At 63.2% G+C, this 19,365-nt stretch carries 15 protein-coding genes; 1 reads left to right on the top strand and 14 read right to left on the bottom strand.

Annotated features, from left to right (window positions below):
* Position 1: 1 nt before the first annotated feature.
* The 14 genes from NKI99_RS05640 to NKI99_RS05575 form a co-directional block, all read right to left on the bottom strand.
* The gene (locus NKI99_RS05640; RefSeq protein ID WP_352610071.1) at positions 2–2,350 is read right to left on the bottom strand and encodes a xanthine dehydrogenase family protein molybdopterin-binding subunit; all 2,349 of its coding nucleotides are present in this window, start codon (positions 2,348–2,350) and stop codon (positions 2–4) included.
* The gene (locus NKI99_RS05635; RefSeq protein WP_352610068.1) at positions 2,343–2,840 is read right to left on the bottom strand and encodes a (2Fe-2S)-binding protein; all 498 of its coding nucleotides are present in this window, start codon (positions 2,838–2,840) and stop codon (positions 2,343–2,345) included. The genes NKI99_RS05640 and NKI99_RS05635 overlap by 8 nt, the downstream gene beginning before the upstream one ends.
* Positions 2,837–3,688, bottom strand: a complete 852-nt coding sequence (locus tag NKI99_RS05630) for an FAD binding domain-containing protein (RefSeq protein WP_352610067.1) — start codon at positions 3,686–3,688, stop codon at positions 2,837–2,839. Before NKI99_RS05630 ends, NKI99_RS05635 begins: the two co-directional genes overlap by 4 nt.
* 136 nt (positions 3,689–3,824) lie before the next feature.
* Positions 3,825–5,792, bottom strand: a complete 1,968-nt coding sequence (locus NKI99_RS05625; RefSeq protein WP_352610065.1) for a hydantoinase B/oxoprolinase family protein — start codon at positions 5,790–5,792, stop codon at positions 3,825–3,827.
* 3 nt (positions 5,793–5,795) lie between these two features.
* A complete protein-coding gene (locus tag NKI99_RS05620) occupies positions 5,796–7,823 on the bottom strand; it encodes a hydantoinase/oxoprolinase family protein (protein ID WP_352610064.1) in 2,028 nt (675 codons plus the stop codon).
* Between the two features lie 104 nt (positions 7,824–7,927).
* Positions 7,928–8,908, bottom strand: a complete 981-nt coding sequence (locus tag NKI99_RS05615; protein WP_023808993.1) for an AraC-like ligand-binding domain-containing protein — start codon at positions 8,906–8,908, stop codon at positions 7,928–7,930.
* Between the two features lie 234 nt (positions 8,909–9,142).
* A complete protein-coding gene (locus NKI99_RS05610; protein ID WP_245486035.1) occupies positions 9,143–9,388 on the bottom strand; it encodes a hypothetical protein in 246 nt (81 codons plus the stop codon).
* 38 nt (positions 9,389–9,426) lie between these two features.
* Positions 9,427–10,761: a PQQ-dependent sugar dehydrogenase gene (locus tag NKI99_RS05605; protein WP_352440680.1), complete on the bottom strand. Its 1,335-nt coding sequence runs from the start codon at positions 10,759–10,761 to the stop codon at positions 9,427–9,429.
* A gap of 37 nt (positions 10,762–10,798) precedes the next feature.
* Positions 10,799–11,839 (bottom strand): c-type cytochrome, encoded by a 1,041-nt coding sequence (locus tag NKI99_RS05600; protein ID WP_352553559.1) that lies wholly within the window; start codon positions 11,837–11,839, stop codon positions 10,799–10,801.
* A 41-nt stretch (positions 11,840–11,880) separates the two neighbouring features.
* A complete protein-coding gene (locus tag NKI99_RS05595) occupies positions 11,881–12,501 on the bottom strand; it encodes a cytochrome c oxidase assembly protein (RefSeq protein WP_245486037.1) in 621 nt (206 codons plus the stop codon).
* Positions 12,498–12,872, bottom strand: a complete 375-nt coding sequence (locus NKI99_RS05590) for a hypothetical protein (protein ID WP_127294296.1) — start codon at positions 12,870–12,872, stop codon at positions 12,498–12,500. The genes NKI99_RS05595 and NKI99_RS05590 overlap by 4 nt, the downstream gene beginning before the upstream one ends.
* A 7-nt stretch (positions 12,873–12,879) precedes the next feature.
* Positions 12,880–15,408 carry a cytochrome c oxidase subunit I gene (gene ctaD / locus NKI99_RS05585; protein WP_128302556.1) on the bottom strand — a complete coding sequence of 843 codons (2,529 nt, stop codon included), beginning with the start codon at positions 15,406–15,408 and terminating at the stop codon, positions 12,880–12,882.
* Positions 15,405–16,382, bottom strand: coding sequence for a cytochrome c oxidase subunit II (gene coxB / locus NKI99_RS05580; RefSeq protein ID WP_281040870.1), 978 nt, complete (start codon positions 16,380–16,382; stop codon positions 15,405–15,407). Before coxB ends, ctaD begins: the two co-directional genes overlap by 4 nt.
* 419 nt (positions 16,383–16,801) lie before the next feature.
* The gene (locus NKI99_RS05575) at positions 16,802–17,770 is read right to left on the bottom strand and encodes a LysR family transcriptional regulator (protein WP_128302557.1); all 969 of its coding nucleotides are present in this window, start codon (positions 17,768–17,770) and stop codon (positions 16,802–16,804) included.
* A gap of 131 nt (positions 17,771–17,901) precedes the next feature.
* On the opposite strand from NKI99_RS05575, the gene NKI99_RS05570 reads away from it, so the two are divergent.
* Entirely contained in the window at positions 17,902–19,335 is a 1,434-nt protein-coding gene (locus NKI99_RS05570) for an amidase (RefSeq protein WP_352610063.1), read from the top strand.
* The last annotated feature ends 30 nt before the right edge of the window (positions 19,336–19,365 follow it).

Here is a 19,365-nt window from a genome sequence, read left to right as displayed (position 1 = left end):
CTCAGCCCAGAGTGTTCGACGCCCAGCCGTGGGCGATGTGGGGGAATTCCGGCGGCGGTTCGCGCTCGTGCAGCAGTCGAAGCACGCGCGGCGGCGTCAGTGGCAGCTGCCGCACCGGCTTGCCGATAGCGCGTGCCACAGCGCAGCCGATCGCCGCGCCCACGGCCAGGATCGGGACCTCGCCCGCGCCCTTGGTGCCTAGAGGCCCCATCGACGGAGCGCCCTCGTAGAGGTCGGCGGCGACCGGAACCACGTCCTGCGCCAGCGGCAGGCGATAGGTCTCGAAATCGTCCTGCGCGATACGTCCGTCAGCGGTGATCGTCACCTCCTCATGCAGGGCGTAGCCGAGACCCTGCACGACACCACCCTGTATCTGGCCCATGACCGCGCGCGGGTTGAGTGCGCGGCCGACATCCTGCACCACGCGATAGGCCAGCACCTCGACATGACCGGTGTCCGGATCAACCGCCACCTCGGCCTCGTGGACAACGAAGACGGGGATGTCGAGCGCATCGATGAAGTGCCCCATCGCGCAGCCGGACATTGCCGGAGTGTTCCTGGCGGTAAAGGCTCCGCTTCCGGTGACCGGGCCGGTGGTTGCCTGCGCATGGGCGACGACAGCGGGGATCGACATGCCGGAGCCGGGACGTCCCGCGATCTCGACACGACCATCCCGCAGCACCAAGTCTTCCGGTCGGGTCTGGAGCATCTCGCCGGCGGTCCGCAGCAGCTTTTCCCGCACTTCCGCGCAGGCAGCCACACTTGCCGCGCCGATGGACACGGTGGTTCGTCCGCCGCCAACGCCGACATCGAGACCGGCGGCATCGGTGTCGGCTTCGCGCACGATCACCTGGTCGGGAGCGAGGCCGAGTTGCCCGGCCACGATCTGCGGCAGGGATTGCACCATCGTGCCAGATCCGATCTCCACACCCGACGTGACCAGTGTTGCACTGCCGTCGGCGTTCAAATTCACCGTCGCCGCCGAAGGCCCGACGAAAACGAACCATGTGCCGACCGTGGTTGCAATACCATAGAGCCTGCCGTCGGCCTCGGCCTCTGATGTACCGGTACTGGCGCGCAGTGTCTCCATGCGATCGAGCATCGGACCCAGCACGTCGGCCTCGAAAACCTGGCCCGTGGCACCGAGATCACCATCTCCCAGGACATTTTTCTTCCGGAACTCCATCGGGTCGAAGCCTAGCGCATCACAGATTTCGTCGGTGTGTCGCTCCAAAGCGAATGTGTTGTAGACGCCGTTGCAAGCCCGGAAAGCACCGTTGGGTGGTGTGTTGGTGTATACGGCGCGGCTGACGAGCCGCGTTGCGCCAACCCTGTAATTGCCGCCCAGCGTGTGCGCCGTCATCGTCGTCAGAAAAACCTGTTCGCCTCCATACGCACCGCAGTCCATCAGCACGACCGCCTCGCGCCCGGCGATGTATCCTTCGGCAGTGACAGCGGACCGGATGCGGATTTCCGCATTCTCGCGGCAGAGGCAGGTTGCCATCTCTTCCTGCCGGGTATTTTCCAGGACCACCGTGCGCCCGGTCATCCGCGCCAGAACTGCAGTGATAGGCTCGATGGATGCATCGAATTTCAGGCCGAACCCGCCGCCGACAGGGGGTACAGTGACCCGCACACGCCCGGGCGGAAGCTGCATGACCCTTCCGGTGACGTTGCGCACGGTCCAAGGCACCTGCGTCGAGGTCTGTATGTGAGCACGGCCGTCCTCCCAGGAGCCGATGGCAACGCGCGGTTCGAAGGGCACATGGCTCTGCCGGCCGACGGTAAAGCTGCTCTCGACAATGCGTATGTCGGGACGGGCGAAGGCCGCATCGACGTCACCGCGGCTGGATTTTGCCTCCCATGCGATGTTGCCGGCACGTGCACCGCCCTCGGTGATCACCTCGTAGCCGCGCCAGCCCTCGTGGACGAGACGGGCGCCGGGCTGGAGCGCGTCGGCCATGGTGAGCACCGGTGCCAGCGGCTCGACCTCGAGCATGATGGCGGCAAGTGCCGCCCGCGCCTGCTTCTCCGTCTCGGCGGCGACGACGGCGATTGGTTCACCGTGATAGCGGATCGTGTCGATGGCCAGGAGCGGATGGTCGGCAATGCCGATGCCGTAGAGCCCTGGCGCGTCGGCGCCGGTCGCCACCGCGCGCACGCCAGGACAGCGAAGTGCCGCCGAAACGTCGAGCTTGCGGATACGCCCCGCGGGAACGGTCGACCGCAGCAGCACGGCATGCAACATGTCGGGGCGAACCCGGTCGTTGGTGTATTTCGTCCGCCCGCGCAGCTTGTCCTGCGCATCGCGGCGGGGAAGATTCATCACGGTGGCGGACAGCTCAGACATGTATGCCTCCCGCCAACTGGCCAGCCTTCCGCGCTTGGTCAAGGCAGTCGGCCACGGCGTCGACGATCCGCTCATATCCCGTGCAGCGGCAGATGTTGCCGGCCATCGCGGCCTTGATTTCGGGACGGCTCGCATGCGGATTGTCACGCACGAACGCCGAAAGGCTCATGACCATTCCTGGAAAACACATGCCGCATTGCACGGCATCGACCGCCTCGAAATTGGCCTGGAGCGGGTGCAGCGCCTGGCTTCCGAAACTCAATCCCTCGATGGTCGTCACCGCGCATCCCTGGACGAGGCCAATCGGCTTCAGGCAGGACGGCACCGCTTCGTCGTCGACATGCACCGTGCACGCGCCGCAAAAGCCTTCGCGGCACACGGCTTTGGTCCCCGTCAGGAATCGTTCCTGCCGCAAGATGTCGACGAGCGGCGTCATCGGATCGCCATCAAAGCGGCAGTCCTCGCCATTCAGCTGGAATGTCACGGTCATGCCAGGCCCCCAGTCTTGAGAAGTGCGGCAACACCGCGTTTGACCAGCGGCGGAAGAACCTGGCGGCGGTACCAACCCTCCGCCTCCTTACCGTCGCGGCCCTGAAAATCATTGTGCTCCAGTGCAAGCTCGGCGGTGCGTTCCGGATCGAGCGCATAGGCCGGGCCTGCCCTCATGGCCTGTTCGAGCGCCGTCCAGCGCCGCGCTACCGGCTCCACCGAGCCGACGGCGATGCGACATCGTTTGTCCTTGTCTACCGCAAGCGAGACGACGGCGACCGGATAGTCGCCGGCTTTCCGAAGCGGCAGGCGGATATGAGCACTTGCGACAAGGTCGCGGCGCAGATGAATTCTCGTCACAATCGCTTCGGCCAGCAGCGCATACCTGTCTTTGAGGAAATCTGAAATACCGAGAAGTTTTGGGCCTTCGAACGTCTCCAGTTCCACCGCCGCCTCACAGACGAGAAGCGCAGGGGCGAGATCGGCGGCGGCAAAGTCGAGGGCACAAAGGTTGCCGCCCACGGTGGCGACCCTTCGGATGCCGGGATTGGCCGCATTCTCCGCCGCGGCAACCAGACCTTCGAAGCCCACTGCCCCGTGCAACGCGCGGCCAAGGACTGCATGGGTAACGGCTGCGCCGATCACGACATGGTCCGGTTCGATTTCGACCTTGGACAAGGCGGGTATTCGGTGGAGTGCGACCACCGCCTCGGGAAGGTCGACCCCGCGCCGTGGATCACGCATCATCCAGGTGCCGCCGGCAAGCACCGCCGCGCCTTGCCGGCGTGCGGCCATTGCCTCTTCAATCGTGCTGGCTGCGGTGAACGATCGTTCCACGCTTGGTGCCATCTGTCATACCCCTCGGAAGCAGCCAACTTTCGCGGCGCTGCAGCATTGTTGCTCCAGCTTTAGGCTCCTGTGAAATAGTAATTCTTTGAGTATCGTATCGAAAAAACAGATAACTCTGCGGCGTGCTCTTTGGCGCTCAGGCCCAGTGAGCGACCGTGCGTTTCTCAAAGCTCTCACGGAACTGGGCGGTGGTTCTGGGGAGGAGTTCGCCAGTCTCCCAGTCGAGGATCACGGCATAGTGCCGAACCGCATCGAGCGTATCGATCTCGCCGGAGCGATATTTGCGCGCGACCTCCTCAGGATCCATGCGTGCCCAGTCCTTCCGTTTCGCCCGGATGTCGGCACGGCAGGCTTCGGTTGCCGTCCCGTCGATTTCGTACTGGCACAGGTCGCGGTCGATTTCGCGGATCACCACGCCGTAGTCAGTCTTGGCGCGCTCCAGGGAAACGTAGTCGTCGATCACGTCCTCCATCACCTTGCGGGGCTCGCGCTGCAGTGGATCGCCGAAACCGCCGCCGCCGGCCGTCGGACGAGCGAACTGGTCGCCTGTGTGGACGGAGTAATCGGAGAATACGGAGCCGAGCCAGATCTCGGTCTCTTCTCCGGCGCGCTTCATGGTCAAGCCGTGGGGCATCGACGGCAGGCCTCCTTCGACACCCCAGACGACAGCGCGCTCGCGGTCGCAAATATAGGACATGACGGCATTTTCAGCCTCAAGCAGCAACGAGGTCTTCTGCACGCCGACGCCGCCCCGCCATTTGCCGGGCCCGGCTGAATCCTGCTTGATCTGGAACTCGACCGTCCGAGTCGGATTCACCCGTTCGTTGCCTTCGTTCGGTTGCGACATCAACCCGGTTCCGAAGCAGGCGGTGGTGACATCGGCACCATCCTTGCCGTTGCGCCCGCCCCAACCGCCCGGCAGCCATTCGTAGAACATGAAGATCGGCTTTTCGGGTTTGCGCGCGTCCCGTCCCCCGGCCAGCAGATATTCGAGGTTGAAGGCGCAGGCGATAGCGCGTTCGGGCATGATCTTCGACCACATCTCGAAGATCGCGTTCATGATCTTTTCGAACGGCATCAGGAACCCGGTCACCGCCACCGGCCATTCCGCACTGACGATGCTGTTCTTTGGCGCAGTCACCTCGATCATCCGGTAAAATCCGCTGTTGAGCGGGAGGTCCGGAAAGAAGGTTTTCATGCCGGCGACCACGGCCGAGAAGGTCGCGCCCGGGGCGGAATTGTACATCGAGGCAATGGTCGAATGGCTTCCCGTAAAGTCGTAGTGGATCGTGTCGCCCTTGATCGTCATCTTGATGCGGATCGGGATCATGCCTTCGCCGGCACCGAGATCCCGGTCGATGTAGTCGACCGTCTCCCAAGTGCCGTCGGGCAGCTCCGCGAGACGCTTTCGCACGGCACGTTCGACGTAGTCCTGAACCTCCTCCATCCCGCGCATGACCTGGCCGCGTCCGTACTTCTTGACCAGCCGCAACAGTTCGCGCTCGGCGGCCTGCGTCGCCTGCGCCTGGGAATGGATGTCGCCAATGATCGACGCGGGATCGCGCGTGTTGGCCGCGATCATGTTGGCGACGTCGGAGCAGAAGCGGCCGCGCTGGAAAAGGCGCAACGGCGTGATCCGCAGGCCTTCGCGAAACATGTCGCGGGCGGTGACGTCGAAGGAACCCGGCACCGAGCCGCCGAGATCCGACCAGTGTCCGTTCGACTGGGAGAAGCCGATCAGTTTGTCTTCATCGAAGATCGGTCGGACGAGCCGAACATCGCTGAAATGCGTACCGCCGGCATAGGGATCGTTGATAGCGTAGACGTCACCGGGTGCCATATCGCCTTCGAAGACCCGGATCACCTCCTTGCATGTGTTGTGCAGTGTGCCGACATGGACCGCGATGTCGTAGTTGCCCTGGGCAACGGAGTTGCCATCGGCGTCGTGCAGGGCGTTCGAAAAGTCTCGGTTGTAGATGACGAAGGAATAGCAGGTGCGAAGCATCTGTTCTGCCATCTGGTCGACGGTGGTGATGAAGGAGTTTTTCAGCACCTCGAACGTTACCGGATCGAGGCCAGGGCTCGTTTCAATCAGCTTTGTCATGTCTCAGCCTTTCGTCACGATGAGAATGTTCAGGAAGTCGTCGACGGTGGCGCTCATTCCCGGCGGAACCACGGTGGTGGAATCGAACTGTTCGACGATGGCGGGTCCCGCAAAGGCAGCGCCGGCGCTGAGTTGGTCGCGTTCATAGACAGCCGCATCATGAGATACGCCGTCGAACCAGACGCCGCGGCGGCCGACCGGCTGTGGCTTGTGCGGCAAGACTTCATGCCGCGGCATCTCGGCTTTCGGTACGATGCCGATCGCCTTGACCGCGATGCGGAAGATCGACACCGGCGCCTCTTCGCGGCGGTAGTTGAACTCGCGTTCGTGCTCGTTGTGGAATGCCTCTATCAGCGAGCAGATGCTCTCGATCCGCGCCGGGGCTGACACCGCGAGTGAGCGCCACTGGCCCTGGTACATCATCTCGACCGTACGCTGCAGCGCCATGTCTTCGCGCGCCACGCCCTCATGGGTCAGGCGCTCAACCGCCTGTTCTTCCATCAGAACAAAGGCCGTCTGCATCTCGGCGGGCGAGACCGTCGAAGCATCGGCCATGAAGCTTTCGGAGAAATCATGCTGCACGTCGACGAGAAGGCAACCGAGCGCGGAGGTGACGCCAGGATTGGGCGGCACGATCACGGTTGGAATCGAAAGCTCCTTCGCCACGGCCGCTCCGTGCAAAGCGCCTGCACCGCCGAATGCGACGAGCGCAAAGTCTCGTGGGTCATAGCCCCGGCTGATGGAGAGAAGCCGGACGGCATTGCCCATATTGGCGTTGGCGACAGCGATGATCGCCTCGGCCGCTTGGTGGAGTTCCATGCTGAAGGGTGTCGCCACAGTCTCCTGCACCGCCTGGGCGGCCAGAGCGGGGTCGAGCGTGATCTTGCCGCCCGCAAGGCTGGTGCCGAGACGACCGAGCACGACATTGGCGTCGGTGTTGGTGGCGGTGCGGTTGCCATTCTTGTAACAGGCAGGGCCCGGAAACGCGCCGGCGGACTGCGGTCCGTTGCGCAAGCTGCCGCCCTCGTCCTGCCATGCCAACGAACCGCCGCCCGCGCCGATGGTCAGCACCTCGATGGAGGGGAAGCGGATCGGATATCCGAATTCGATGTACCAGTCTTTTGTGATGCGCGACTCCCCGTTCCATGCGAGCGAGACGTCGGTGCTGGTGCCGCCCATGTCGAAGCCGATCGAGTTCTGGAAGCCACAGAGATTTCCGATGAAGCGGCTTGCGATCGCACCGGCGGCAATGCCCGATCCTGCGAGCCGGGCTGAGAAATCCCTGACGCTTGCGGGTGTCATGACCCCGCCACCGCTGTGCAGCAACAGGAGATCTCGCTTGTATCCGGCCGCGGCAAGCTTTTCTCCGAGACGCGACACGTAGTCGACGACGACCGGGGCGCAGACGGCGTTGGCCATGGTGGTGGAAAAACGCTCGTGCTCGAAGATTTCCGGCATCACCTCCGAGGAGATCGAAACCGGCAGATCCGGCATGGCCTCCTTCAGAATCTCACGCATGCGGCGCTCATTGGCGCCGTTGACATAGGAGTTCATGAAGCAGACGGCGATGGACTTGACCTGCCGTTTGACGAGAATTTCCGCGACGCGGTGAGCGGCCTCTTCGTCCAGTGCTTCCAGGATCGTGCCCTCGGCACTGACCCGTTCCCGGACCGTCAGCCGGTCGCGGCGCGGGATATAGGGCTTGGCGACATCCTTGTAGGTGTCCCAGAGGTCTTCCTTGTTGGCGCGGCGGATCTCGACAACATCACGGAAACCCTCGGTGCAGACCATTGCGGTGCGTGGCAGGCGGCGGGTGATCAGCGCATTGGTGGCGACCGTCGTACCATGAGAGAACAGCGTCACCTCCGAAAGATCGATGCGGCCCTGCTCCACGCCATTCATGATCGCCTGCATGGGATCGTCAGGCGTGGAGGCGGTCTTCTCGATGCGGATCGCGCCGCTATCTTCGTCCATGATGCAAATGTCGGTGAAAGTCCCTCCGACATCGACGGCAACTCTTATTCTGCTCATGACAGTTCCTTCGCGGGATATTTGCGGGCAAGGCCCGGCTTTCGCCGCCCTTGCCGGGGCGGCGTCGCAATAGATTATGGGAATTGGCCCGGATTTCGCCGGGTCTAGTGCCGCTCTCTTGAGGTCGAAGCGCGGCCTGCCCGGTTCGCTGCTTCGCGACGGGTATCAGTCGGTGCGCAACCGAACCGCGTCCGGTAGTGCTTGCAGAATTGAGACTGGTCGGCAAAGCCCCAGCGGTAAGCAATCTCGGCAACGCTGCTGATGTTGGTCACCGACATCAGTTCCTCGGAGCAAAGCTCAAGCCGGGCGTCGCGGATGAAGCCGTTGATCGACTGGTTGCTGTCCTGAAAAAGAACCTGCAGGTAACGCAGGGAAATCCCGCAGGCATCGGCCACCGCCTGCGGGCCGAGGCCGGAATTCTTCAGATTGTCGCGAATATACTGCTCGGCACGATGCAAATGGCCGGCCCGGATCGACGAGATGCTGCTGTCCAGCACGCGATCGTCGCTCACGATCGACAGGCACAGCATTTCCAGGATGTGCCTGCCCATCATCTCACGAGCGACTTCAGTGATCTCATCGACATGGCCGATCGTGGTTCGCACCGTGTCAAGGAAGAGCGCGGCGACGCCTTGGGTTGCGTCGAAACTGAGCGCACTGAGCCGTTCGGCAGACCCGATCCGCGCCCGAACGCTCGACGACGGCACCTTCAGGACCCACAGCGCGTTGGGCTTACCGTGCCAGAATTCGTAAGGCGCATCTCCCCTCTCAACGAGGAAGCCCCCCGGACCGCAATTGACGGTCCTCGACCCTTGCGAGAAATTCACCTCCGACATCTCCGGGATGGTGATGAGCAGGCTGGCGTCACGTTCGTTGAGGAAGTGGCGGCGATGGCGGCGATAGCTTACGGCATCGCAGCGCATTTTAGACACGCTGACGAGCCCAAGCGAGAAGGTTTCCAGCGTGCCTGAAAATTCACGACGGTTCCGATACTCGGTGTCGAGCGGAAAATAGGCTTCGGTAACAGCGGCTTGCCAGGCATCACCGCCTGTGGGACCGCCGATCGTATCGACGACGTATTTCATTCCCCGACCTTTCTGGTTGGCCCCGGTTAGCCCGGTGTTTTTCTGAAGATTACAGGAATCCGCCGGCGCGTATTGGTCAAAAACGAATAAACTTATGTGGCCGTTTGGCCCAAGGGCCGGAGCTCGCGACGGTTTCAATTATCGTCACGGTCCTGGTGTGCAGTTGATCAAACCAGCCTTGGGCGCGCAAACCGCAAGCCAACTTGGAGCCATGCATTCTTCTCGCACACTCATTCAGGATAAGTTGGCCAGCGCCGGGATCGCCGCCATGTTCTGTGCCAGGCCGACGGTCACCGCCGCCTCGGCCAGTTCCTGCGCACCCTTCACCCCGAGGATCTTGAGCGCGATGTGGGCAGCGGACGCGTCTGGTGGCGCCGCCAACCAGACCGAGCGCCATCGGCATCTCGATCGTCCCCCGAGAAACCCTGTTTCGCCAAAAATGGTGACGATCCGCTCGGCTCCTCGGTCGTTTTGGCCCATGAGCCCAACCCTTCCACGCGCCGAAGCAACGCGCCGGCCTAGTCGGCCGCCGGGATAATCCGCCAAATCTTGTTGCCCACATCATCCGCGATCAGCAATGCGCCAGTTCGGTCGATGGCGACGCCAACCGGACGGCCGAATGCCTTGTCATCGTTGCTCAGAAATCCGGTGAGCACGTCCTGTGGCGGCCCCGACGGCTTGCCGTCGGCAAACGGCACGAAGATCACCTTGTAGCCGCTTCGCGGCATGCGATTCCATGAACCATGCTGGCCGACAAAGGCGCCATTCTTCATGTGCGGGCCGAACAGGTCGGCGGTGTTGAAGGTGAGCCCAAGCGACCCGGTGTGCGCCCCGAGTGCGTAGTCGGGCACGATCGCCTTGCCGACGAGGTCCGGACGTGGTGGCTGCGCCCTGACATCGATGTGTTGGCCGAAATAGCTGTAGGGCCAGCCGTAGAAGGCGCCATCCCTGACCGATGTCATGTAGTCGGGAACGAGGTCGCTGCCGATCTCGTCACGCTCGTTGACGACCGCCCAGAGTTCCCCGCTTTCAGGGTTCCAGGAGAGGCCGTTCGGGTTGCGCAGACCCGACGCAAAGAGCCGCGTCTGCCGCGTCGCGAGGTCGATTTCGTGCACGGCGGCGCGGCCTTCTTCCTCCTCCATGCCGTTTTCGCCGACATTGGAGTTGGAGCCCACGGTGGCATAGAGCTTCGTTCCGTCCGGACTGGCAATGACGTCCTTGGTCCAATGGTGATTGCGGCCGGCCGGAAGGTCGACGATCTTCTCGGACGGAGCAGTGATCTCGGTGGTGCCGTCGCGATAGGGGAAAGTGACGACCGCGTCGGCATTGGCGACATAGAGCTTGCCGTCGAGCAGCGTCATGCCGAAGGGCGAGAAGAGGCTGCTGAGGAGGGCTGTCCTGGTCTCAGCCACGCCATCGCCGTTCTCGTCGCGTAACAGCGAGATACGGTTGGCGCTCCGCACCTCGGCGCCAGCCCGGCTCTGGAACAGGTTCATGAACCAGCCACGTATGGAAAAACCTTCGTCAGGTTTTGGCGGCGCGTTGCTTTCGGCGACCAGCACGTCGCCATTGGGCAGCACGTGCAGCCAGCGCGGATGGTCGAGGCCGCCAGCGAATTCGTTGACGGCGAAGCCTTGGGCGGCGACCGGCATCTTGCCTTGGGGCCAAGGGGTCGCCTCGGCAACGTGGACCGTGGGTATCCAGGTCGGATTGGGTTCGGCGAGCGTCGGGTTTGGACCGTAGGTCTGCTCGATCGGAACGGTGGCCTGTTCGCGCGAGAAGAAGAACAAGCTCGCCCCCGCGATTACGACGAAGGCGACAATAACGAGTAAAACGCCGAGAATTTTTCGCATCAGATATTCCCGAGATTGGGACAGTGACGTAACGCCATCAGGGCGTTCCGGTTGCGGCGGCACGCGACATTTGCGCGAAATAGGCGGCCAGTGCGGCAATATCTTCGTCCGAGAGGTTTTTAGCAGCGTTGCGCATCAGATGGGCGAAGCGCGTGCCGCTGCGCTTTTCCTCGCGGAAAAGCTCGAGCTGGGTCGCAATGTATTTGGCGGGCTGTCCGGACAGTTCCGGATAGATGGGGTTGCGGTCCGGACGACCGTGGCAACCCAGGCATGCCGGAACGTCGCGCTCCGGAATGCCGCGTCGCGCGATCTCATCGGCACGCGCGATCCGGGCACGGTCCGGTTGCGTCGACGTTGCAGGCGCAGGCAGCGCGGAAAAATGCCGCGCGAGATCGGCGAGGAGTGCAGGGTCGACAGCGGTGACAGAAATTCCCATGACACCGCTCTGGCGGTGGCCGGCAGCGTAGGCTCTCAAACTTTCAAGAAGATAGGTTTCGCGCTGAGAGGCCAAGACGGGCGTTGCGGGGCTCCGGCCGAGCCCATCCGTGCCGTGGCAGCGGGTACAGTCGGCGAGTGCGCGTTCGAGGCCTCGTGTTTGGCCAGTCGGCGGTTCGCTACTGCCATAAGCAAGGTCGCGCCACCGCGCCTGGTCCATCATCGGCAGTTCGCGCAGGAAGGCAACCATCGCCCAGACTTCATCGTCGCGCTGCTGCGTCGGCCAGGCCGGCATGCCGGTGAAGCGCACGCCGTGCTGGACGATGCGGAAGAGTTCGGCGTCCGTCCATTCGCCGACCTTACCGACAAGGTCCGGCGGCTGCGGCAGCATCGCAAGGACGGCGGGCGATCGCGGTTCGCCGGGCGCGCCGTGGCAGATGGCGCAGCCGCGCGCGAAATGGCCGGCAGCCGGCTGAATAGCGTAGCGCGGCAGCTCGTCCGGCACCTTGACCGTGAGTGCGTATGTCCGTACGGCCGAGCGCATGGCGAAGTGGAGGAACCACTCGGTCACCTTCCAGTGGCCGGTCGAGGCGCCAACGTTGAAGAAGCCGATCCAGGTCGCGAAAAGCACGGCGACCGGCAAAATCGCCAGGCCTATCGCCAAGTGTTTCCAGTTGACGTGCATCAGCCGGCCAGCCTCTCGGTTTTGCCGCCTAGGAGCCTGGCAAGCAGGAAGACGCCTCCAGCGAGGTAAGCGGCAGCGCCGATCATCAACATGATGATGCCGCCGAGCGCCTGGTCCTGTCCCGCCCCGAGCACGAGGCCGAAGCACGTCACATCGCCGAGGCCATAGAGCGGTCGCGAGGCGAGCGAGAGCAGCGCGCCAAGCAACGTCATGTGGATGGAGGTCAGGAGCAACGCGAAGGCGCCGGCAGCGTCCCTAGCCGGCGCATCGGAATTGCGCGGCGCCACGCACGTCAGCCACAGGAACAGTCCGGCGCCAAGGAAGGACACCTGCTCGATCATGGTGGCGATGGTCGATGTCTCGGCCCACTGGCGCGCAGCCGGCGCATGCCAGCCCCAGACGACAATCAGTTCGACGAGAGAGGCGATAAGGGGAGCGGCGGTGGCCACGGAGCGTATCGTCCTGGCAATACCGATCGCGATCAGCGGCGCCGCGATCGCGACGACGCCCATGTGGGCAAGCATGTGGGCCGCGAACGAGCCACGCCACGCATCGAGCAGCGGTCCCGCCCAGACCAGCGCGAGGGTGACGAAGCCCAGCAACAGGCTTGCCGTCCTCATGAGGAGCATCCGTCGATGAAGAGCAGCGGCAGCGCCACGTAGAGCACGGCGACGAAGCTCAGGCCGCAAAGCAGCAGCGTGGCAAACCCCTGGAAGAGGTTGCGGTCCGTCGCTGTGGGATCGTCGTGCGGCGGATCGTTCGTGCCGAAGCCCCACTGCCTCCAGGCGAGCCACCCGGACAAGACGATCATCGCGAGTGCCGCCAGCGTCATAGCCACTATGCCAGCCTGGACGACAGCGAAACCGAGGTCACCGCGCTTTGCACACCAGATTGCGGCCAGTGCGTAACAGGCGAGGAAATGTCCGGCCCAGATCACGGGCGCGGTGAAGAGCGTCCAGAGCGTTTCGACCTCTTTGGGAATGATGCGCATCACCGTCTCACATCGCTTCAGGGAAAAGGCCGATGACGGCGAAGGTGATGACAGCGGTGATCGCCATAAAATGCCAGTAGAGCGCGACGTTGTGCAGTTCCATGTCGTGCTCCCGCGTCAGGCGACCGGCGAGGCTGCGCGCAAGGCAATAGAGCTGCATGACGGATCCGACCGCGGCATGAGCAAGCGCCCAGATGACGAGAATCCAGACGATCGCCGGATAGACATGCGCGGTCGGCTGCATGTCATGCTGCCAAGGTCCGGCAAAACCGGCTGCAGAGGCAGCAAGCGTCAGCAGAAACGCGGCAACAAGCGCAACGCGTGCGCCGTCGATCCACCCGCTTGCGTTCAGTCGGCGCGCACCAAGCATCGCGACCCATGCGGCGACGAAGAGAGACAGCGCGATCATCGGCCACCGCATACCGGGACCCGGCTGCCCCAGAGTGAAGTCGGGATGGATGGTCCAGTAGAAGAAATAGCCGAAGATGAGGCTGGCGAAGGCAGTTCCGTCGCCAACCATCGTAATGAACATCGCCCACCAGCCAACAGAATCCGGGCCGGAGGCATAGAGCGGCAAGCGCAGTCCAAGGCCGACATCCTTGGTCTTCTTTTCCGGGGTTTCGCCGGTGCCGGTCCAGAGCCACCACAAAATGGCAGAGAGCGTGCCGATGCCCGACAATAGGGCAAGGATCCAGAGTTCGAAGGTGAGCGCGACGAAGACGCCGCCGAGCAATGCGGCCGAGATTATTGTGATCGTGGTTGATGTCGCCACGCGCTGGCACTGCAGCGGATGGGCGTCGAGCACCGAGGTGATGAGCGTCTCGCGGCGATTCTCCTTGGCACTGCGAAGATAATAGGCGCCCTCATTGACCTTTTGCATCAGATCCGCCTGGTCCCAAAGCGGATACCGGCTCTCGATGATCGGAATGGATCGAACGCCCCAGTTCTCCTCGGGCTCGTTCAGCCATTCGAGCGTGCCCGCCTTCCACGGATTCTGCTCGCTGCGAGGTTCGCGATGCTTCGGCCGTACAACATCGAAGACAACCACCAGCACCCCTGCCGCGAAAACATAGGCGCCGATCGTGGAGATGAGATTCAGCCAGTCCCAACCGATCCCCTCGGGGTAGGTGAAGACGCGGCGCGGCATCCCGCGCAGGCCGCTGAGATGCATCGGAAAGAAGGCGACGTTGAAGCCGGCAAACATCAGCCAGAAGGCGGTGCGCCCGAGACGGGGCGAGAGCATCCGCGCATTGATCAGCGGATAGTAATAGTAAACGCCGGCGACCAGCGGGAACAGCATTCCACCGATCAGCACGTAATGCAGATGTGCGACGATAAAATAGGTATCGTGCGCCTGCCAGTCGAACGGCACGAGCGCGACCATCACGCCGGTCAGCCCGCCGATGACGAAGATAGCGAGCCCGCCAGCGCCAAACAGCATCGGCACCGAGAAGATGACACGTCCGGCCAGCATGGTGGCGATGAAGACGAAGATCTGCACGCCGGTTGGAATCGCGACCGCTTCCGAGGCGGCCGAGAAGAATGCCAGCGAGATCTGCGGCAGGCCGGTCGCGAACATGTGGTGGACCCAGAGGCCGAACGATAGGAAGCCGGTGCCGACAGCGGCAAGCACGATCCAGGAATAGCCGACGATCGGACGTTGCGAAAAGGTTGGCACGATCATCGCCATCAGCGCGATGGCGGGCAAGAAGATGATGTAGACCTCGGGGTGCCCGAAGATCCAGAACAGGTGTTGCCACAGCAGTGGGTCGCCGCCCCGCGTCGGGTCGAAGAACGGCCAGTCGAACATGCGCTGCATCTCAAACAGGATGTCGCCGGCGATCAGCGGCGGAAAAGCGAATAGGATCATGCCCGCGACGATCAGCAGGTACCAGGCGAACAGTGGCATTAGGTTGATGCGCATGCCCGGCGCGCGGCACTTCATGATGCCGACGATCAGTTCGACCGCCGCAGCAATGGAGGCGACTTCGATAAAGGAGAGGCCCAGCAGCCAGATGTCGGCACCAATGCCGGAATATGCCTTGTCAGTGGCAAGAGGCGGATACATGAACCAGCCTGAAGAGGGAGCGGCGTCGAAGAAGATCGAACCGCAAACGAAGACACCGCCGATCAGAAAGCTCCAGAAGCCGAAGGCGCCGAGACGGGGAAATGGCAGTTCACGCGCACCGAGCATTGGCGGCAGCAGAAAGATGGCGACGGCCTCGAAGATGGGCACGGCAAACAGGAACATCATCACGGTGCCGTGCAGCGTGAAGGCCTGGTTATAGAAGTCGGCAGAGAGGAAATTGTTTCCCGGAACCGCGAGTTGCGTGCGCACAAGAAGCGCCAGCACGCCGCCAAACAGCATGAAGGCAAAGGCCGCACCCCCGTACCAGAGGCCAACCTGCGTATTGTTGACCGAAGTCCAGTAACGCCAGCCGATCGGCGTCTTCCAGACGAGGCGCAGCTGTTCTTCCTCGATCTTCTCTGCGGAGGGCAAGGCGTTTCGCTTGATGCGGGCTTTGAGGGTTGTCATTCGAGCCCCTTCAGCCAGGAGGCGATTTCGGCGATGTCCTGTTGGGGCAACATGTTGAAGTCGGGCATCTTCGAACCCGGCTTGATCAAATGCGGATGGGCGATGAAGCTACGAACGGCCTCATCGTCGGTGGGCAAAACGCCGGCACCAATCGTTCCCCGCGAACCCATATGCGAGAGATCCGGGCCGACACCACCCTCAGCTTGTGTGCCCGCAACGCGGTGGCACGCGCCGCAGCCGTTGCGAAGGAATATGTCGCGTCCGGGCAAGGATGCGCCGGGCGAAGGGTTCGCCCGCACAGCCAGCCATTCCCGGAAGGCAGCGGGCTGCATGGCGACGGCCGTGAAGGTCATCAGCGCGTGCGAGGTCCCGCAATATTCCGCGCAAGGGCCGCGGTAGGTGCCAGGTTTGGTAGCCAGCAACGAGAGCCGATTCACGCGACCCGGGATCATGTCCATCTTGCCACCGAGCGCGGGAATCCAGAAGGAATGGATGACGTCGGTGCTTTTCAGCAAGAACTCGACGCGCTCGCCAACCGGCAGCCTGATCTCGTTGGCGGAAAGAATAGGAACTCCGCCGTCAGCCGGGTGGTAGGCGACCCGCCACCAGAATTGCTCACCGGTCACTTCGATCCTGAGACCATTGGCTTCGCCGGCTCGTGCGAAAGGTCTCAGTCCAGGCATCAACCAAAGCGCATAGCCTAGCAAGAGAAAGAGGAGTAGCGAAGGAATGGCTGCCCCGCCCCAGAAAATTAGCCGGCTTGCAATACGCTCGTCTATGGGAGTGCGCTCATGACGCGTCGCGTGGACCAGAAGACCGATGACCGTCAGCCAGATAAAACCGCCAGCAATGGCCATGAGCCAGAAAAGGTCAGCGATCTGGCGCGCTTCCTCTCCGGCCGGATCAAGCGCCGACTGGGCTCCCGAGCAGCTGGAACAGGTTCCCAAGCATAACCACAGCGCGAGCCAGCGCACCGCAGCGAGTTTCGTAATCCGGGCGCTTGTGCTTGGAACTGTTGACGAATCTATCCCTCCAATCGATGCCCTTGCTCACAAACGCGCCCGCAACCGAGTGGTTGCGCCAAAACTTCAGTTTAGCGGCAATGGCCAGTGCTCATGCAATCTACGCGCCGGTTTCGTCATTTGTCGCGCCGGTAGGCGATTTCTTGCACTTTGCGGCGTTCGACGGCGTGCCCAAGCCGTCTCGAAAAGTGCCGTCTCCGCTCCAACCTGCGAGCAGGCGACTGAGCATTGGTGCGGGTGAAAACGTGGGCGCGCACCGAAGAGTTGTCGCCGGGCCGCCCGTCGATCTCGAACACCTCGATCAGGAACCCGCACCTCCGGCGCGGTTGCAACGCCAGTCCTGTAAATGTCCGCAACGCCAAGGGGGCGGCTCAGCCATCCTCCCTGGCGACCAGTAGAAAAGGTTCGCGCTCCGGCGTCGTCACCGAAAAGCCCGAAGGGCCCACCGCGCTGAAAAAGCGATGGAACATGTCGATGAAGACACGCACGAAGAGTGGCTTTGCCGAACCGTACATGTCGGCGACGATCAGCGTCGGTGGCGGCAGTTCATCGAGGATTGGTCTTCGAACGATCTCCTCGCCATCGGCGGTGGCGCGACCGATCGGCCGCATGTTGAGGACGGCCATGCCGAAGCCGGATGCGACGGCCGAGCGCACCGTTTCGTAGGAGCGCGTGCGAAAGCGCACCTCCGGCCGTTTCGCCAGCACGTCGAACAGGGTCAGGAGATAGGTCGCCGTGTGCGGCAGGTCGAGCAGCACCAGCGGCCGTGCCGCCAGTTCCGCCAGCCAGATGCCGTCGCGCGCGGCAAGGGGATCGTCTGCATTGAGCACGGCATGCGCCGGTACCTTGCAGATGCGGGTGACGCTGTCGATACCGATTGGACCGATGTCGTAGAGAATGGCCAGATCGATCTGGCCGGCGACAAGCCGTTCCTGCAACTGGACCTGGTCGGCCTCGACAAGGTCGATCTCGACATCGCCGACGTTGTCGAGGTAGCTGCGCAGCATCTCCGGCATGAACAGCGCGCCGAACGGCTCGAAGCAGCCGATGCGCAGGACCTTCGGCACGCGCCCGTTGAGGTCTCCGATCGACCGGTTGAACTCCGTTTCCGCCGCCAGCATGATGCGGGCGGCGGCGACGAAGCGTTGGCCGGCCGGCGTGATGGAGACGCCGCGCGCCGGCCGCCTGTCGAAAATGCGCGCCCCCATCCCGGCCTCGGCCAGAGTGATCGCCGCGAGGATGGAGGATTGCGAGATGTAGAGCGATCTGGAGGCCGCCAGCACGCTGCCCAGGCGGGCGACTTCGCAGACATAGCGCAACTGCCGAATGGTCAGATTCATGGCTCTTTGTTACATTAAATAGCGAATATTCCCCACAACAATACATTTTATGGTGATGAAAAAACCCGCCAGATTGCCCGGGCTGACAAGGCTGCCGGAAGAGCGGCCATGAAGTGAGGGGTTCGAACTGCATGCCGAATGGGCTGTCTCCCATTGCCGACGCCGATGATCTATGCCGCCTGGCTGCTGCGGAGCTTAGCGCCGCCTACCGCGCTGAATCGCTGTCGCCCGTCGAGGTGACGCTGGCGGCGCTGGATCGCGCCGAAGCGATCAATCCGCTTTTCAACGCCTTCACCATGATCGACCGCAAGGGTGCGATCGAGGCCGCAGGTGCTTCCGAGAAACGATGGCGGGCAGGCGAGCCGCTGTCGGCGGCCGACGGCATACCGACGACGCTGAAGGACATCGTCTGGGTCGAGGGCTGGAGCGTGCGTTACGGCAGCAGGACGACGACTTCCGCCGCCTATGACAAGGATGCCCCCGCCGTTGCCCTGCTGCGCAGAGCGGGTGCGGTCTTCATCGGGCAGACGACGACGCCCGAATTCGGCTGGAAGGCGATTACCGACAGCGGCCTCTGCGGCATCACGCGCAATCCCTGGAATGCGCAAAAGACTCCCGGCGGTTCCTCCGGCGGAGCGGCGGTGGCCGCCGCCACCGGCGCCGGCGTCTTCCATCTCGGCACCGATGGCGGCGGCTCGATCCGCATTCCGGCCTCGTTCACCGGCATCGCCGGATTGAAGCCGACCTTCGGCCGCGTGCCCGCCTATCCGTCCAGCGCGTTCGGAACCGTCGCCCATATCGGACCGATGGCGCGGACAGCACTCGATCTTTCCGTCATGGCCGGCGCCATGTCCGGCCGCGATATCAGCGACTGGCAGCAAGGCGTGGGAACGCTGGCGCCGCTTGGCCGGATCGAAGAAGTTTTGCGGGGCGCCCGGATCGGCTACTGGTCGAAGCCGCCTTCAGGAGCGCTGGATTCCGGGATCGCCGCCGTCGTCTCCCACGCCTTGACGTGTTTCGACGCCTTCGGCGCGACGGTCGAGCCGATTGATCTTCCTGGTGGCGATCTCCTCGATCTGTTCCGGCATCACTGGTTCACCGGCGCCGCGGCGCGGCTGGCGCTGGTTCCGCCGAGCGAACGGGCGGGCATCGATCCGGGCTTCCTGGAGATCGCGCAGGCTGGGGCGGCGTTCGACGTCCATACGCTCGTCGCCGCACAGTTGGAGCGCGCCGAATTCGGCGCCGCCATGGACCGGCTGCTAGACGACTATGATTTCATCGTTTCGCCGGGGACATCGATTCCAGCCTTCGACGTTGGCCTTGAAGTGCCTCTGGGCAGCGGCCTCTCGCGATGGATCGAATGGGCGGCGTTCAGCTACCCGATCAATCTCAGCCAGCAACCGGCCTGCGTCATTCCTTGCGGCATGACCGAGGCGGGCCTGCCCGTCGGCTTCCAGATCATCGGCGCGCGCGGCGACGATGCCCGCGTGCTTTCGGCGGCAGCCGACCTGGAAGCCGCTTTCGTGCCCATGACCCACGCGTTTCGCCAGAAAGATCTGGTGTGAAAGATTTCGCATGAAGAAAAGACTCTAACC

The organism is Mesorhizobium sp. M0239, assembly GCF_040321815.1.
In the GTDB taxonomy this organism is placed as follows: domain Bacteria; phylum Pseudomonadota; class Alphaproteobacteria; order Rhizobiales; family Rhizobiaceae; genus Mesorhizobium.
This window is presented reverse-complemented; position numbering and strand designations above follow the sequence as displayed.